The organism is Pedobacter antarcticus, assembly GCF_900112985.1.
GTDB classification, from domain to species: Bacteria; Bacteroidota; Bacteroidia; order Sphingobacteriales; family Sphingobacteriaceae; genus Pedobacter; species Pedobacter antarcticus.
On sequence record NZ_FONS01000021.1, the window covers coordinates 1 to 14790 of the forward strand.

The 14790-nt window shown below is 39.2% G+C and carries 18 protein-coding genes; all 18 read right to left on the minus strand.

Annotation, left to right across the window (positions count from 1 at the left end; all coding sequences use genetic code 11):
* Positions 1-162 precede the first annotated feature (162 nt).
* The gene (gene traM, locus BM192_RS20450; protein WP_037444021.1) at positions 163-1383 is read right to left on the minus strand and encodes a conjugative transposon protein TraM; all 1221 of its coding nucleotides are present in this window, start codon (positions 1381-1383) and stop codon (positions 163-165) included.
* Complete coding sequence (locus tag BM192_RS20455; protein ID WP_074964125.1) at positions 1380-1811, minus strand: hypothetical protein; 432 nt, start codon at positions 1809-1811, stop codon at positions 1380-1382. Before BM192_RS20455 ends, traM begins: the two co-directional genes overlap by 4 nt.
* Positions 1789-2403 carry a conjugative transposon protein TraK gene (gene traK, locus BM192_RS20460; RefSeq protein WP_037440462.1) on the minus strand — a complete coding sequence of 205 codons (615 nt, stop codon included), beginning with the start codon at positions 2401-2403 and terminating at the stop codon, positions 1789-1791. The genes BM192_RS20455 and traK overlap by 23 nt, the downstream gene beginning before the upstream one ends.
* Positions 2404-2428: 25 nt before the next feature.
* Positions 2429-3595: a TraJ family protein gene (locus BM192_RS20465; protein WP_037440461.1), complete on the minus strand. Its 1167-nt coding sequence runs from the start codon at positions 3593-3595 to the stop codon at positions 2429-2431.
* An 11-nt stretch (positions 3596-3606) separates the two neighbouring features.
* Positions 3607-4377 carry a hypothetical protein gene (locus BM192_RS20470; RefSeq protein WP_074964126.1) on the minus strand — a complete coding sequence of 257 codons (771 nt, stop codon included), beginning with the start codon at positions 4375-4377 and terminating at the stop codon, positions 3607-3609.
* On the minus strand, positions 4374-4955 hold the full coding sequence (locus BM192_RS20475) for a hypothetical protein (RefSeq protein WP_139218479.1): 582 nt from the start codon (positions 4953-4955) through the stop codon (positions 4374-4376). The genes BM192_RS20470 and BM192_RS20475 overlap by 4 nt, the downstream gene beginning before the upstream one ends.
* An 87-nt stretch (positions 4956-5042) precedes the next feature.
* A complete protein-coding gene (locus BM192_RS20480; RefSeq protein ID WP_037440458.1) occupies positions 5043-5693 on the minus strand; it encodes a hypothetical protein in 651 nt (216 codons plus the stop codon).
* Positions 5690-6352, minus strand: a complete 663-nt coding sequence (locus tag BM192_RS20485; protein WP_037440457.1) for a hypothetical protein — start codon at positions 6350-6352, stop codon at positions 5690-5692. Before BM192_RS20485 ends, BM192_RS20480 begins: the two co-directional genes overlap by 4 nt.
* A gap of 30 nt (positions 6353-6382) precedes the next feature.
* Positions 6383-9199, minus strand: a complete 2817-nt coding sequence (locus BM192_RS20490) for a TraG/VirB4 family ATPase (RefSeq protein WP_074964127.1) — start codon at positions 9197-9199, stop codon at positions 6383-6385.
* Positions 9177-9527: a hypothetical protein gene (locus tag BM192_RS20495; RefSeq protein ID WP_070808201.1), complete on the minus strand. Its 351-nt coding sequence runs from the start codon at positions 9525-9527 to the stop codon at positions 9177-9179. Before BM192_RS20495 ends, BM192_RS20490 begins: the two co-directional genes overlap by 23 nt.
* Before the next feature lie 3 nt (positions 9528-9530).
* Positions 9531-9839 (minus strand): DUF4134 domain-containing protein, encoded by a 309-nt coding sequence (locus BM192_RS20500; RefSeq protein WP_037439778.1) that lies wholly within the window; start codon positions 9837-9839, stop codon positions 9531-9533.
* Between the two features lie 66 nt (positions 9840-9905).
* Positions 9906-10190, minus strand: a complete 285-nt coding sequence (locus tag BM192_RS20505) for a DUF4134 family protein (RefSeq protein WP_074964128.1) — start codon at positions 10188-10190, stop codon at positions 9906-9908.
* Between the two features lie 155 nt (positions 10191-10345).
* Positions 10346-10645, minus strand: a complete 300-nt coding sequence (locus BM192_RS20510; protein ID WP_074964129.1) for a DUF4134 family protein — start codon at positions 10643-10645, stop codon at positions 10346-10348.
* 5 nt (positions 10646-10650) lie between these two features.
* Complete coding sequence (locus BM192_RS20515) at positions 10651-11046, minus strand: hypothetical protein (RefSeq protein ID WP_037439763.1); 396 nt, start codon at positions 11044-11046, stop codon at positions 10651-10653.
* Positions 11043-11507, minus strand: coding sequence for a hypothetical protein (locus tag BM192_RS20520; protein WP_139218481.1), 465 nt, complete (start codon positions 11505-11507; stop codon positions 11043-11045). Before BM192_RS20520 ends, BM192_RS20515 begins: the two co-directional genes overlap by 4 nt.
* Position 11508: 1 nt before the next feature.
* The gene (locus tag BM192_RS20525) at positions 11509-12177 is read right to left on the minus strand and encodes a ParA family protein (protein WP_074964131.1); all 669 of its coding nucleotides are present in this window, start codon (positions 12175-12177) and stop codon (positions 11509-11511) included.
* A gap of 24 nt (positions 12178-12201) precedes the next feature.
* Positions 12202-13842 (minus strand): relaxase/mobilization nuclease domain-containing protein, encoded by a 1641-nt coding sequence (locus BM192_RS20530; protein WP_074964132.1) that lies wholly within the window; start codon positions 13840-13842, stop codon positions 12202-12204.
* Entirely contained in the window at positions 13839-14270 is a 432-nt protein-coding gene (locus BM192_RS20535) for a plasmid mobilization protein (protein ID WP_037441125.1), read from the minus strand. Before BM192_RS20535 ends, BM192_RS20530 begins: the two co-directional genes overlap by 4 nt.
* Positions 14271-14790 lie beyond the last annotated feature (520 nt).

The window sequence follows — 14790 nt, forward strand, 5'->3', positions numbered from 1 at the left end:
ACATATTGTATCGGCTCAGGAGAGATGAAATGAATGGAAATATCATCAGTTATATAGATGGTTGGTAAATCATTTTTAGAAATCCCGGAGGGAGCATTCTGGGCACAGACTGTCATTCCTGCGCATAGCGTAAGAATGAAAAGAAACAGTATCTTTTTCATATTAATAGTTGCTTTGTTGGTTTTGTAGTTCCTGTGGATCAATTAAATAGATGTAAGTGTTGTACTTAAGCTTTGCCTTATTTTTACGGATCAGGCTAGCAATGGCCTGGGAAGTTGATGTAAACATCTTCTGTACAGCACTCATCATGAATTGGCTGGTATTCTGTGGATCTGACCCAAGATTTACACCCTGAATGGAGTTACCGCCAAGTTGTTTTGAAAACTCTCTGAATTCTGAAGCCGGAACATACAGGCCGGGCATACCGTCCAAGTCGTAAACCTCTAGTCGTACAGGGAAGATTTTATTTTCCTTGATAATTGAGATAATAGACAACCCAACTCGTTGTTCTGAAAAGCTTGAAATCTGAGCGTAGATATAAGTCCCTCTTTTGACAAGATGACCGCCAACGGTTATATCTTCAAGTAGCCTCAACCTGATCCGAGATCCTGCATAGCCTTTAACATTTTCATCTATGATAGCTTTTACGAAAGATTCTTTTTCTTTAATCCGTACAGTATTGAATACTTTAGGTGTTGCGTCGACTTTTACAACGGCTAGTTTAGGCTTATTTGCCATTTCCTTTTCAGCTTTTTCTATAGCCTTTAGCCGCATTTGTTCGGCTTTATACTCCGGATCACCGGCTCGGCTCATGCTATCAACGTAGGACATCTGCTTTTTGAATACCTCCATTGGATCTTGTTCGGCCTGTGATGGCTCACTTTGGTTGCTGTAGGCTTCAGATCTTTGTGGTGAATAGCTTGATTTATTCTGAGTTGATTTACTCCCCTGAGCTAGGGTATTCAGAGCCTGAGCGAGCGCCACATCTTCCTGGGACGTACTACGCCTATTGTTCTTTCCAGATGATGACCGGTTATAGGATCTCTTAGGACTAGATTGTGCATCCAGGGACGCTAGATATTCCTCATCAGGTTCTCCGCTAAGAGAATCTCCTAATTGAGAAGGATCGGTTTCGATTGTACCGATAGCAGTAGCCCCATCTCCTTCTTTATATTGATTACGGAACGCATCTAATTTGTTGGTTATGCTTCCATCCTTCACGGTTCCGGAAACATCAGCTATGTTTTCCTGTAACCCTTCTTGTTTCTCTTCTACCTTAACATTCTTTGCCGCAGAACTCTGAAAGACATAAAAAATTACAAAGATGGGAAGTAAGCAAACCAGTGGGAAGATGTACTTCCCTTGCTTGAAGTTGATTTTCATTTCTTAAGATTTAGTTGTTTTTCAATTGCCTCCAATTTTGTGATTGCAGATACAAGGGAGAGGCTATCTTGATGCGTCAGCACCTTCTTTGATAACAGACTATCAATACTCTTTCGCAGCATCAGTGTGCTTTGAAGCATATCGATTTTAGGTAGCAAACTTTCTTCTCTTTGATGAAGGTTCTGTACACCTGTAGCCGAAGGAAGAGGTTTATCCAAGGGATTATCTGGGGTGTCTAAAACAAAAAACGAGAGTACTGCTGATACGATTATCAGAACGATCATACCTGCATAAATAACTTTACCCTCCTTTTTCAGTATAGATGAAAAACCTGCATTAGCCTTGCTAAAGTAGGGCGAAACTATTGGGTGAACTTCACTCCAAATAGTCTTTTCAGGATCTCGGTTAGAACGAATTTTTTGAAACATTTTGCAAGTCTTTATTTTCAAGTGTTCTCCATGATGTTATAAGCACACCATGCGGGTTATTTTCACTTCTCGGAATTTCCTTTAGCTTACCTTCAGTGATAAGCGATCTTATTACACGAGAGCTTCGCCTGTCGATTGTTTGTTTACCGTAGAACCTGAAATATTTATTAGCTACATCCAACTGAATGGAATCTGTTTGAAGAGTTAGTACAGAACTTGATGAAATTATGGAGTTGAAAAAACCCTTTTCTTTGAGGTTGTTATATTGCAATGCTCCGGATTCATCAATCAGGTACATGGCTCTTTTCATTTGGTACTCGATAAACTTATCGTCTGGCGTTAGGCTGAAGAAGAATGAGTGAAAAAGATCTATATGCGCTTTGAACTCTGCAGGGCGGTTCATTTGTCCATCAGTTTGTTTTGCCAATAAAGGCACCCCGTTATCGAGTATATAAATGTTTTTCCTGGAGCTTTCTACCATCTTATAGGCGTAGACTGCTGTTGTGATACAAATAATAGTACAGGCGATTATAGTGGAGAAAGATACCCACCAGGATAATTTGATTTTATCTTCTATTTTTTTTACTAGCATGATGATTTTGTTTTAGTGGATAGAATTAAACCTTGGTAAAGGCTCTTGAAACAGCGGCTCCGGCTGATTGACCAGCTCCGGAGGCTGCCCTTCCTGCGGTTGCTGCTGCTGACGAAATACCGGAGGTTGAAATAATCCAGGTTGAAATGGATGGAACCGTGAACATAGCTATAGCGCCAATCAAGTACGATACGACTACTGTCCCAAAGCTTAGTAATCCGTTATTATTAAATACAGCAAGTGCACCGGGATTCGGGGTCATTCCATCTAGTCCGATAAGCTCCTGATATTTTGCAATTTCAGCTTTCATCGCAAAATTTTGCAAGACGGTAACTAATAGCATTATAATATAACCAATCCCCAGATAGAGGTTAACGGAAATAAAACGTGCAATCCAGGTTGATAGACTATCTCTAAACGCAGGCAATATACTGGCCGCAACAGCGAACGGGCCTAAAATGATCAGAATACTGGCATAGATAACCTGTATAACGAAAATGAGTAAAACGCCTGTACGCAAGGTCCAAAGGCCGAATAATTCGGTTATTTGAGTTGCAAGCAGCTTCATACTGATTTCTAATCTCTCTTGATATTCAATCACTGGATTGATTACAGCGCCTTTGAAATCATCCCAGGCAGAATCCAAAAAGCCAACATCCTCATTGGCTTTTTCGGCATCATTTTTTGCCACCTCTGCTTCTGCACTTAAGGCATACAGCTCATTGACAACCTTCATTTGAAGCTCTGCTCTGCGATATCTTAAGTCATTAACTTTTGCCTGTTCAATTTCAAATTTTGCTTTTGCTTTTTTAGCGATAACCTCCGTTGGGTAGGCTACTATCTGGACAAATGTTCCCCACCAAATGATAACCATCAAGAGTCCAAAAGGCCGTAGCAGTGGCATTACCTCTAACTGCTTGTCTCCTGACATCATCTCATAACTTTTGAGCGCAAAGAAGATAATCATAAAGACGGCAGCAAGCGCCTGAGCATCTTTGATAAAAACATCGAATATTGGAATTATAGCTTTCCGTAATTCCTCTACTAATACCATTGGACCAGACTCAGTTACTCCGTCACCCTGTAAAAAATTGATGGTTTTTTTATAGTCTTCATTAACGGCTGGGCCTTGAGAAAAGGCGTACCCTGTCTGCATCAGTAAGAGCAGACATATCAGGTGTATTTTTTTCATAATGATAGGTGTTAGTTTATATACTTAAATTCTCTTACGACCTTTTCTGCAAGCTCTTTATCAGTTTGCGGTGTCCAGTCCAGATTCAGACTTTCTTTATTTGGATCAACTTTCTTTTTAATACTCAATCCCTTGGGAACATGATTTCTGACGCTTAACCACCATTCGTTTGCTGAGCGGTACTGCAACATGAGCTTATGATAATATAAAATCCGATTCCCTCGTTCAGCCACAGCAGATCTGCTAAGATTTAGCCGTTCTTTTAACTCTGCCATTTTAATTACATGCCTTTCGTAAAGCTTGGTGTCTATAAGGTATTGCCTGGCTTCAGGAGATAAGCCTGCAAGAAAGGTTTCAGGGGTAGAATTTATTACAGGTGCAAGCTCTTTACTATAATAGAGATCCCAGAGAGGTTCATAAATATTATTATGAACCGTGTATTCTTTTAAGGCAGTGGTGTTTAATGTATCAGATTGCTTCTTATAATTATCGGTCGTGGTCTTCATGGCCGTTGTCAAGCCGATGCGCATGGTTTGAGGTCCTGCCGGACTTAATGGTCTATGATCTGTTTTGATGTAGTTCGGGTGCATTCCCCAAACGACAAACCACAAAGGGTTAACCTGTACCCCTAATACCTTAGTTGATGGGGTGAACTTGTTTTTGTCCCATTGTTTATATACCATACGCTCCTGCTGGTGGGTCATACCCTTATCGTTGATCTTTTTTTGGGCGTATCCGTTGATAGACAAAGCAATCAAGAAAAGAATGGCTAAATGTTTCATCGTTGCAGGTAGTTATAGTTTCGGAAAATTTCATTTACTAGATCCTTATCTCTTTCAATAAAATTCTTGTAGGGGTTCAAAGATTTAAGAAGGCCGTTTTGCTTTGCATAATGCATGGCTCGATAAGCCCTGTAAACAGAAGCTCGTAAAAGGATAAGTTCGTGATTGATCATATCAAGCAACTCATCCCGTTTGACATAATCCATCATGACTTCTTTGCCTCCTGTTAACACGAGCTTGTTTACTTCCTCCGTTAATGCCAGTAACCGGCGTTTAGACCATTGCATATTTTCTTCAGCAAATAGCAATAAGTAAGGCTCTCCTTTTGCCTGATCTATCATTTGATTACTATACTTCAGGACATCACTGACATATATCGCCATATTCTTAACTTGTAGACCATCTCGCAAACCTTCCCTTACCTCTGTAAGGGACCGGTAAATAACATCTTGTATCAAAACAACTGAAGCAACATTCAAATTGATGCTTTTAACACTAGTCTCGATGCTTTTGAGATTCGATTGGTGTGCCTGTTCAGCAGATAATCGAACTGCTTGATTTGCTAATACCTGGTTCATATGATTCTTATCATATACCACTCTTTGACCAGACACTTTAGAGCATAAGAGCATAAATAGGATGATGAATAAATTTTTCATAGGATCTTAATATGATTTCCAAATCCTCATTATATCCTCCACAATTGCCTTGTCTTTGTTGACCCAACCATGAAAAGGAGTAGCATTCTTTAGCTGATTCTGCCACGTGTTAAATGCCATTGTCATCGCAAGATTTCGGGAGATAGCTGCTATTTGTCGCAGTTCAACTATTACATGGTTAAAAAGAATCGTCCTATCACCGGCTTTCATTTGATTGATATCGCCTATTGTGGCAACCAGTCCGATCGTATAGTTTACCAGTCTGTTTGCCTTTTGAACAAATTGCTTCTCGGATTCAAATGCTACAGCATAAAGAATCGGATTATCGCCTGCCTCCTTGATAATGGCTTTTTGGTTATTGATGATGTTGTTGATGAGGGGATATGCATCGACACCGATTCTGGCAGCACTTATTGCGGTTCCGAGGGTTGAATAACGATCTTGTATTTCAGCATATTTTACCTGGAGCTTTTCAAGTTGTGTCCTGTTGACCGCTTCGTTGGCGTTTACCAAAGCCTGATTGTCCCGCGCCTTTTTCTGCCGTTCAAACTCATCTTTGTTGGCATCTACAAGCTGATGAATTCCAACAACGTTTGTCTGGCTATACCCTAATTGAACCAAAAGGAAAAATATAGGGATAACTATTAGTCGTTTCATTTATTTATATATTGAAAGTCCCTAACTGTTTCCCTGGCTATCTGCGCATCTCTATTTACCCATGTTTGCCAAGGATTCAATGATCGAAAGATTCCATTTTGCTTTGCATAGTACATTGATCTATGCATTCCGTAGCTAATGCCATTGAGAAGGATGAGTTCATTGATGATGTATCGCATTATTTTCGCTCGCTCTCCTGCATCCATCAAGTTGGCTTTACCCCCTTTAAGAGCAAATTCAGTCACATAGGTGCTAAGCTCCAATGATCTTTTTCTAAAGTCTCTGGCATTCTTTTCCGCAAACAGCAATAAGGCAGGATTGCCCTGAGCGACTTCAATTGACTTTCGTACATTATCGAAGATCTTGGTTACATAGTCAGCAGCTCGCTGAACACCCATCACCGTTTTTACTGCGCCTGATATTTCAGTCAGGCCGGTGTATATATCCCTCTGAATACCATTTGCAACAGCAAGTTCACTCGTTATGGCCATCTGCCCCCTTTGGATCAAAGTAAGCTGATCATTGGTCTTATTGAGGTTATTGTTATGCTGTGAGCTAGATGAAAGTATTGCAGCAGAAACTGCGGGATCTGTATAGACCTGTGCACTGGCAGAAAAGGCCAGGCATAGGCAGGTCATCATAAAAATTAATATTTTCATGGCATGTTTTTAAAAGGTAAATAGTTAGTGTTAGCTCACGAGGATGGCCTCTTGTGATTCATTGATTTGCGCATATACACATGCATGACGGTTGATCATCGAACAAAAATGATCTCTTTTCATCATGGCTGCTTTTTGATCTGCAACAAAGTGAATTAGTGCCTTTTGATAATTACCGTAGTGATTCACGTACACAGCCACAGCGGATTTTTCTGAATGCTCAGTAGTATAGGCTAAATATTGATAATCTGACACCTCTACCCCATATACCTCACCTTCAGACCCACGCCTAATGTATACCTCTTTAAATTTCCCCCTGTTTTCCTTATTTTCTAACTGGTTGATGGTAAAAATCTTCCTTCGCTCAATTTCACTGATACTTAAAAGCGAAGCGATATCATTAAAATTGTCTTTGAACTTTGTCTGATCCAAAAGAATAATGGTATCAGAGTTACTGATAATACTGTCCTTCACTACAGCATTTCCAACAATATCGCCCAGCTCCTGAGTTACCACAATCGCTTCACCCCAAAACTTTCTGACAGTTTTATACAGGTAAAGTATGTATCCGGCCATAAGCGGGGATGCAATAGCCTTCCAGGCTTCCTCAATAATAAGCGTCTTTCTGAAGCTCGTCCTATGACGCATCTTCTGAATGAAAACGTCCATAATGATTAATGTCACTACCGGAAATAGAATCTTGTGCCCTTTGATAGAATCGATTTCAAAAACGATAAATCGTTCTGAAAATAGAGAATCGTCAACTTTCTGGTTAAGTGTATGCCCGAACTCTTCACCAGTACAAAACTTACGTAAGACATACCTGAATTCGATGAAATTGAAGTTTATTGATTCTCTACTATTCGGGTTCTCTTCTTCTTCAGCTAGGATAGCAGGTATTTTATATACCGCATACTTATAGAAGCTGTCAAACGACAAGTCCCTGATAAGATTCTCATAATGTTCCTTACGTCTTACTTCATCAGCCTTCATCCGCTCCAAGTCATAAAGACGTGTGTACTCGGCATGATAGAACCTTCTGAAAAGTTGTTTCTCAACCCCAATAAAGAGCTCAGTTGCTAAATGGGAATATTTATGATTTATATAAGATTCAGAGTTGACAAGACTAGCTTTCGCACCAAAATAGGTAAGCGATCCAACCTTTTCAGAAAAATACGTTTTTACAGTTTTCCAGATCTGCTGATCATCGATTTTCGCCTTAACTTCCTTCTTTAGTCGCTCCTGCAACCTGGGCGTTAATCCTGTATACCCATCAAAAAAGCTGCTGTAATAGCTATTGATTACCTCTGCAATCAAATCCCTTTCAACTCCGGAAACTGTACCTTCAGCAGTCTTCCACAACAACCCTATTAATGTTCCTAAAAAGTCCTTTTTCTCAATGTTTAATTCCTCCCTTTTAATCACAAAAGGGTTCATTGTTATAGGGTTCTCTTCAGTATAGGTTATATACCTGCCGTTAAAATACTCGTTAATACCTTTGTAGCTGTGTCCAACGTCAACAATAACAACATCCATATTTTTATGCTGCATGTACTGCTCGATCATTGAATTGGTGAAAAAGGACTTTCCTGAGCCTGATGGACCGAGAGTGAATTTATTTCTATTGTTTAGTCGTGGACTATCAAGGGTGTCAATTGCTATTGGTATGCCCTGACGATCAGTGAATCTCAATTTGAATGTAGAAACCTCGTCAACCGCCAGGGCCTCCTTAAAAAGTAGGCATAGGGCAGCGTCCGAAGTGGTGAGGAACCAATCGTAAATACCTAGTTCATTAGCATTCCCCGCTAGTGCGCACCTGAATAATTCCATTTGGTTGTATGCATTCTTAGAAGGAGAAATGCCGTGTCTGAACAGCGAGCTAATTATGTAGTTGGTAGCTTTGTCTATATGAGGCTTTTCAGCACATATTAAGATATTGAAGTGTGCCCTTACTACAACCTGGCTATTCTTAGCAACATCTGCTAAAAGCGTATCGATGTCATTAACACAAACATAATTAGCGGCATCAGGAATTCCGGAGTGCCTCCGTTTTTTCTGTTCAAGTTTTAAAAGCTCTTTTTGCTGATTAGGAAGCGTCAGCACCTGATTGTACAGGATGGTTTTAAAATCCGGTACTTTCAGAAGAAAAGCGAAAATATCAGCAGGAAAATCCTTTACTGCATCCGGGCTTCCCATCTCCACATATGTACTGATCCGGTTCGGAAGCTCAATGTTGTCAATGTCTACCAATGATAAACTTCTAACAACCTTATCTCCAAAATCAACCTCTGAGGGAGTTGATTTCATGTTATTATATATGATGTGATCATCAGAAAAATTCATGGTAAGAATTCTTTTGATGAACGTCTCTGTTTCCTGTTTATTAAGAACCTTCGGGTTCGTTTTAGCGGTGATTAGAATGTCAACGATTTTGTTGATGCTTTGATCAAACTGCTTAGATGAACCTCTATCATAGATGAAAAACCGCTTCGGAGCAAGTTTGGTGACAGTAAGATAAGTCGATATATCTACATACTCTCGTCCAGTGAAATGTTCGTTGTACTTCTGCTGTAAAAACTCATTGGCCTCTCCTGCCTTATAAAGTTTTCGAGCAAGAATATCCTGCTTTTGAAACAGATACCCTTCGCCTAATACCTTTATCAGATTTGAATAAAGATCATGAAATGAATTGTAAGCGTCCGGAGATCCGGAATATTGAATAATTGGATTTGTTAATTTGATGGTTACGGACATATCCCCATTCTCGGTATAATATATGTCAAAGTCCCCTACCCTTTCGTAATTACCATCAATATAGGGTAATTCAAATACTTTCTTCTTTGCCATGTTTTAAATAGTCTAATAGATAAATCTTCGATCTGTATACTTTACCAAGTCCCTTTTGAAGGGTTATAGGAGGCGTGTAAATGACCCTATCACGAGGTTTGTTGTACAAGCCCCCTTTTTGACGGTTTCCAGTATAAAAGATACCTCCCACAGCGAACGCCAAACCAACAAAACCACCAAAATAGGTATTGATGGTAGATGAGGCTATTGCTCCCAGAATTATACCTCCGATTAAAAAACCTAGTCCCCAAAAGATAAACTTGCCTTTAAAACCTTTGTAAACAAGGGGCTTTTGCAGCCCCTTGGATACATCAAACGTGCGCTTCATGGATTAACCAATAAAGAAGGCTTTGATAAAGATTGGTACTACCAGAAGGAACACACATGAGCCGCCCCACGCTAAAATGTCCTTGTTGATGTCCTTGTCTCCACCATTCCATTTTTGGAATACCCGAATACCACCTACCAGACCGACAATAGCACCGATTACCATTAAAGCATTTGCAATTACATCGACATAACCACCTAATTCGGTAGTTGCTGCTTCGATTGCTGTTTGACCACCTTGCGCCATTGCGTTAGTTGCTGATACTGCCAATAGGCATGCTAGAACTACTACTTGTTTTTGATTTGTACTCATGATTAAAAAAATAAAGGGTTTTAAAAAAATTGATTGATTATTAATGATTAAAGAATTTGAAAGGGATTAAAAGCCAGTGAAGAGCTTGACCACAATGGAGGAAAGGACAAGGAAAATGCAAGCACCTGCCCATTTCCAAAACTCACCTGAAACGTCTTCCTCTCCGTCCTGAGCTTTGAAGTAAAGTCTAATGCCTCCGATTGCCCCTATGAAAGCTCCAATTACCAGGGTAATATTTGTCACTGGTCTGATATAATTTTGTAGGCCGCTATCCTCCTGGGCAAAGGCCGCATTAAAAAAAAAGGTTAATGCTATGATTAGCATTAACCTTCGGTTAATCTTTGTTTTCATAAGAATGAATGTTGTTTAGTCGCCTGAATCTGGAACCGGTAGCGCCTGCAGCTCGTTAACCTGGTTAACTTCTGTCGCCTGAATTGTATTTCGATAGCTCCGGATCTGGTGCAGATCCGCTCCGCTCCGGAAAAAGACTGTCGCCTCTAGATTATTTAAAGAAACATAGCTTTCATTGTTCCTCCGAGAAGACCCATAAAAATCGCAGCGAGTATCCATCTGGTAAGTGAGCGATCCATATCTCCCCTTCCTTGCTGTAATTGCTGGTAGATTTTAAATCCACCAACCAAACCGAAGCAGGCAGCAATTACTAACAAAAACGATGAAAAAGATGGGTACCATCCTTTAATGGTACTTCCTGCGGTGTTCATTTCTGATATACCGGGCTGCCCATAAACAGAAAAGCACATTACCGTTAACAGTAATGTGCTCGAATACACATAAGATATTTTCATAAGCCTTAGAACATAATACTGTTAGCTAATTGGGCGGCATCTTGCTTATGCATTCTAAATAAATCCTTTACCAAGATTCCACCTGTAGATGATGTTTCGTTAAAAGGTTCAACAACATCAAGCTGATCCTGATCCTCTTCTAACAATTCTGGTGAGTTTATTAAAACTGCTGGCTTTGCTACCGGAGTTTGAGTTGAAGGCTGCCCTTTGTAAGTGTTGGGAAGATCCTCAATTGATTCAGCATCCTTAGCAATGATATTTTCATTATGTACTAGCTCTACATCGTCATCGTCAGCACCTTTGGGCTTATTGAGAAACAGATCGTAAAGGATCACAACTGCATAATAGGTAAAATATGCTATACCTAACCATAGTAAGAATTGGGGCCATGTCCACGTCATAGTTTTAAGTTTTTATATTGTTTATGGATGAGTTTATTTATTTCCTCGCTTCTTCCTTTCAAAGCTTCGTCCAAGAAAAAGTTTATCAGGCACATAATAGAGGTCTTGCTCTCAGCTTTGATGGCCGATAGAATTCTATAATTAGCCTCGTTGATAATATAAGTCATGCGCTGAGTTTCCGTCCCAGGATCATATTCTTTGATGGCATTGATCAGAGGGCTATCCGTAAAAGCTTGAACCGGAGCCTTTACAGCCGGTTGCTTTTTTTCCTTTGTAGGCGTTTGCTTTTGCGCAGGCTTTTTTTCTTTAATCTCAGATTCATCGGGTACACCACTTGTATCGGATGGTTTATCTTCAATTTCAGGTTTAGCTAATGGCTCTTCAGTAACGTCCTTTTCTGTTTGTTTAGATGGCTGTCTTGCAATTTCCCGTGTCTGAGCCATTAAATTTTTAATATCCATCTTAGCCATTTTTACCTCCGTCCTTCTTATCTTGGTTAGTAATGAAAGGAAGTATAGCTTCCTTGTAAATCATATCCATTGTAGGGAGTATGTCTGGATACATCCTAGTAGGAATCTCATAAGTGGATACCCTTTGAAAGATTTGCTTATCTGGTATGGGTGGCGTAATTGGCCCATACTGATTAAGTACCTCCTTTACTTGGGCTTCTGTGTCGTAGACAACAGTACCTTTGATCCTGGAAGGAACGTACATCATTTTGATATTTGGATTGATCTTCTTTAAGACCATTGAAAATAATACGGTAGACTTAAAGGTCATCTTTTCATAGATGAAAGGACAAATTAGCAAATCTGCTTTTTGGAATACAGCGGCTAAATTATCATCATCAAGCTTTCCGGGTAAATCAATGATAACGATAGTTTCAGGTGCCTTGCTAAAAACTGCCTTGTACAGAGCTGGAAAATGACTGAGGTCTGAGCCTACAACTTCATAAAGTTCTGGATTCTCCAACTTCTGAGCATCCATATAATGATCTTCGACTGATCGCTGATCATCCATGTCAATTACAGCGACCGGTAAATCATGCACCAGTTTCAAATAATTCGCAAGTAAAATCGTTAGGGTACTTTTTCCAGCACCTCCTTTTTGATTACCTAATAGTATTACCATATCATTTAATATCTATACATACTATTATCTAGAATTTCCCCTGGCGTGTTTTTTACGCCGACGGTTTCGGCCATTTATCGCTTCATCATCAATATCACTAGCCATGAAAAACTGAAACCCTGATGAGAATTCCCTACTTTCTTCCTGTGATTGTGATTCGTAATCTGATAGCTCTAACAGCAGATCCCCTCCAACATTAACGGCCATATCAGCTTCCTGATTGGCCTTACCCGTTAAGGATTCTTGATAAATTATGTTCTTTGTTTCTTCGTTTACTAAATTATCAATGTTTGTAAATATGTTACTTTGGCTATCTAGCAAGTATAAATTGTTCCGATAGCCAACTACTGAAAGATTCATATCCTTCAAGCCTTCCTCTACAGTTGGATAGTTATAAACAGCTGCTTTTAATAGATCACTGTACATCCCTTTTTGATCATCCTTAAAGTCTATTTCGATCTGATCAATGGGGATATTAAGAAACTGATTTAATATCGCCCTGTCTTGCGCACTGAATACCGAATACTGCGATTCTTTCCTTTGATTATTTATAAGGTCAATTATATCCGATCTTTCAAAGGTATATACAACCTCTTTGTCTTTCGAAAGAACCTTTTCACCGTGTCTCTCAAACTCCTTTGTCTTAAGAATCTCATCAAGATCTATAACAGACGAATTTTCTTTTTTAAGCTCATCTAGTGATGTTTCAAACCAATTCCGGTCTATCAGTACATTTGAGGAAATAAACTCCTTTAAAGGCAGTATTTCGCTCCCTTTAAAGACATTCTTGTTTGCATTATCTATTAAGGTGTATCCGTATGGCGACTTGTCATCTTTAAAATGGAATACTGACTCTAATCCAAATTTTTTATGGAGATAATCGCTCAATGGTGATTGATATCCAATTATTCTACCTTGTCCACCACCAGGAAGATTCTCATGAACCGGCTTAACTGCTCCATCATAAACCTTTTGATATTTGCCGACTATTGCTTTCAGCTGAGATAGCCGTTTATCATCTACTTTATTCTCTTTTGCAAGCTGCTTAACCTCTGCTTTAGGGATGGTGCCTTGCTCCTTTCCAAACTTAATAACTCTAAGAGTATCACCGTCACTTTTAACGGTATACCCCATCTTTTCAAGAAGCATACTGAATTGAGCTTCTGTACGAAAATTATATTCTTGGGCTGATTTTAGATCTGAAGAAATCTTATCTCCGATTCCAAGAATTCGGTTGATAGCTTCCATACCCCTCACACGTTCAAAATCATGAGCAATCTTCTTCCCTGTTTCTTGATCAACACGAGTTGACACTATGTGTACATGATTATTACTGGTGTCATTATGAAAAACAATGAGAAATGGTTGTTGACCATAACCCATTTCGTTCATCCACTTTACAGCTATGTCCGTTAATTGGTATTTATCGAATTCACTTCCTTTAGCAGACAGTGCAACGTGAAGTTGTGGATTTTTTATACTGTTGCTTTTGGAAGATACAGCCTTTAAATAGTTCTTATAGTCTTCCGGTCTTAGATCACTTATTCCCTGTAATTGTCCGAAATTATGCGCCTCCATAAGCTCACCTTTCCCCGTGTCCATCTTATTGGTGTTGTACTCAACACCAGAAAAGCTAGGAGTAGAAGAAAGGAATTTGACAATCATATTTTATATTTTTTTGCTGAATCTCTTGTTACTTTCCGTAGCGTTTTTATCAATTCAGTTTGTACAACATTGTAACTTTCTATCAAAACATTAAATCTGGTTACAACCGATTCATTAAGCAACCCTGACTTTTCAAGCGTATTCGCGTGCTTGGCCAATTGGTTAATGTTGTTCCCTGCCCTACCTAATTCAGTTCCAATAGCCCGCAGTTCTTTTGCAAATTCCAGCCCATCTAAAATCAAAGGTTCGGCATTTTCAAGTACTCTTGTTCGTATTAGATTAGCTTTCGATAAGCTAAAAACACGTTCCATGTGCTCGATCAACTGATGTTCCTTTTCTGTAAACCTACAATGTATACTTCTGTTTCTTGGTTCTAATCCAACTGGTCTCCCACCTTTATTAGTTCCATCACTTGCTGCTTTGTTCATCTTCTTCATTTGGATGCTACTTTCTAAAGAAAAACGAGTTGCGAGTTTTTCTGTCTTCCTATGATTCCTTCAATCATAGGCAATATGACTTTTGAAGACAAAAATGACCGGAGGGAGGTTTTTGTCGCACAAAGGTACATCTTGCAACGTTAAAAAAACTTTTATGCATTCCTGGCTATTCGCCTGTCTGCCTCAATTCTAATCTAAGCTGCACATCCGCATTTTGAATGAACGAACCAAAGATATAAAAATTGAGTATTATGTACTTATGGTTTTATGCATTTATGCGAACATGCATTTTTAATTTATGCTTTTATGTATTTATGTGTTTATGCTTCAAAACATTCAAGCTTATTTTACAACCCGTGATAGAAGCATAAACATGACTTTATGCATTTATGAAATAAATCTAAACCCTGAAACTGTTAAGGTAAGGGGTTATGCATTTATGCATTTCGGTGGCATCAAAAATTCGTTTCATTAAGTGACATAAATGCATTATTATGACTTTATGCGTATA

Excerpts from the sequence above, each read along its gene's own strand:
- traM (WP_037444021.1), bottom strand. The coding sequence starts at position 1,383 with ATGAAAATCAACTTCAAGCAAGGGAAGTACATCTTCCCACTGGTTTGC.
- BM192_RS20455 (WP_074964125.1), bottom strand. The coding sequence starts at position 1,811 with ATGTTTCAAAAAATTCGTTCTAACCGAGATCCTGAAAAGACTATTTGG.
- traK (WP_037440462.1), bottom strand. The coding sequence starts at position 2,403 with ATGCTAGTAAAAAAAATAGAAGATAAAATCAAATTATCCTGGTGGGTA.
- BM192_RS20465 (WP_037440461.1), bottom strand. The coding sequence starts at position 3,595 with ATGAAAAAAATACACCTGATATGTCTGCTCTTACTGATGCAGACAGGG.
- BM192_RS20470 (WP_074964126.1), bottom strand. The coding sequence starts at position 4,377 with ATGAAACATTTAGCCATTCTTTTCTTGATTGCTTTGTCTATCAACGGA.
- BM192_RS20475 (WP_139218479.1), bottom strand. The coding sequence starts at position 4,955 with ATGAACCAGGTATTAGCAAATCAAGCAGTTCGATTATCTGCTGAACAG.
- BM192_RS20480 (WP_037440458.1), bottom strand. The coding sequence starts at position 5,693 with ATGAAACGACTAATAGTTATCCCTATATTTTTCCTTTTGGTTCAATTA.
- BM192_RS20485 (WP_037440457.1), bottom strand. The coding sequence starts at position 6,352 with ATGAAAATATTAATTTTTATGATGACCTGCCTATGCCTGGCCTTTTCT.
- BM192_RS20490 (WP_074964127.1), bottom strand. The coding sequence starts at position 9,199 with ATGGCAAAGAAGAAAGTATTTGAATTACCCTATATTGATGGTAATTAC.
- BM192_RS20495 (WP_070808201.1), bottom strand. The coding sequence starts at position 9,527 with ATGAAGCGCACGTTTGATGTATCCAAGGGGCTGCAAAAGCCCCTTGTT.
- BM192_RS20500 (WP_037439778.1), bottom strand. The coding sequence starts at position 9,839 with ATGAGTACAAATCAAAAACAAGTAGTAGTTCTAGCATGCCTATTGGCA.
- BM192_RS20505 (WP_074964128.1), bottom strand. The coding sequence starts at position 10,190 with ATGAAAACAAAGATTAACCGAAGGTTAATGCTAATCATAGCATTAACC.
- BM192_RS20510 (WP_074964129.1), bottom strand. The coding sequence starts at position 10,645 with ATGAAAATATCTTATGTGTATTCGAGCACATTACTGTTAACGGTAATG.
- BM192_RS20515 (WP_037439763.1), bottom strand. The coding sequence starts at position 11,046 with ATGACGTGGACATGGCCCCAATTCTTACTATGGTTAGGTATAGCATAT.
- BM192_RS20520 (WP_139218481.1), bottom strand. The coding sequence starts at position 11,507 with ATGGATATTAAAAATTTAATGGCTCAGACACGGGAAATTGCAAGACAG.
- BM192_RS20525 (WP_074964131.1), bottom strand. The coding sequence starts at position 12,177 with ATGGTAATACTATTAGGTAATCAAAAAGGAGGTGCTGGAAAAAGTACC.
- BM192_RS20530 (WP_074964132.1), bottom strand. The coding sequence starts at position 13,842 with ATGATTGTCAAATTCCTTTCTTCTACTCCTAGCTTTTCTGGTGTTGAG.
- BM192_RS20535 (WP_037441125.1), bottom strand. The coding sequence starts at position 14,270 with ATGAACAAAGCAGCAAGTGATGGAACTAATAAAGGTGGGAGACCAGTT.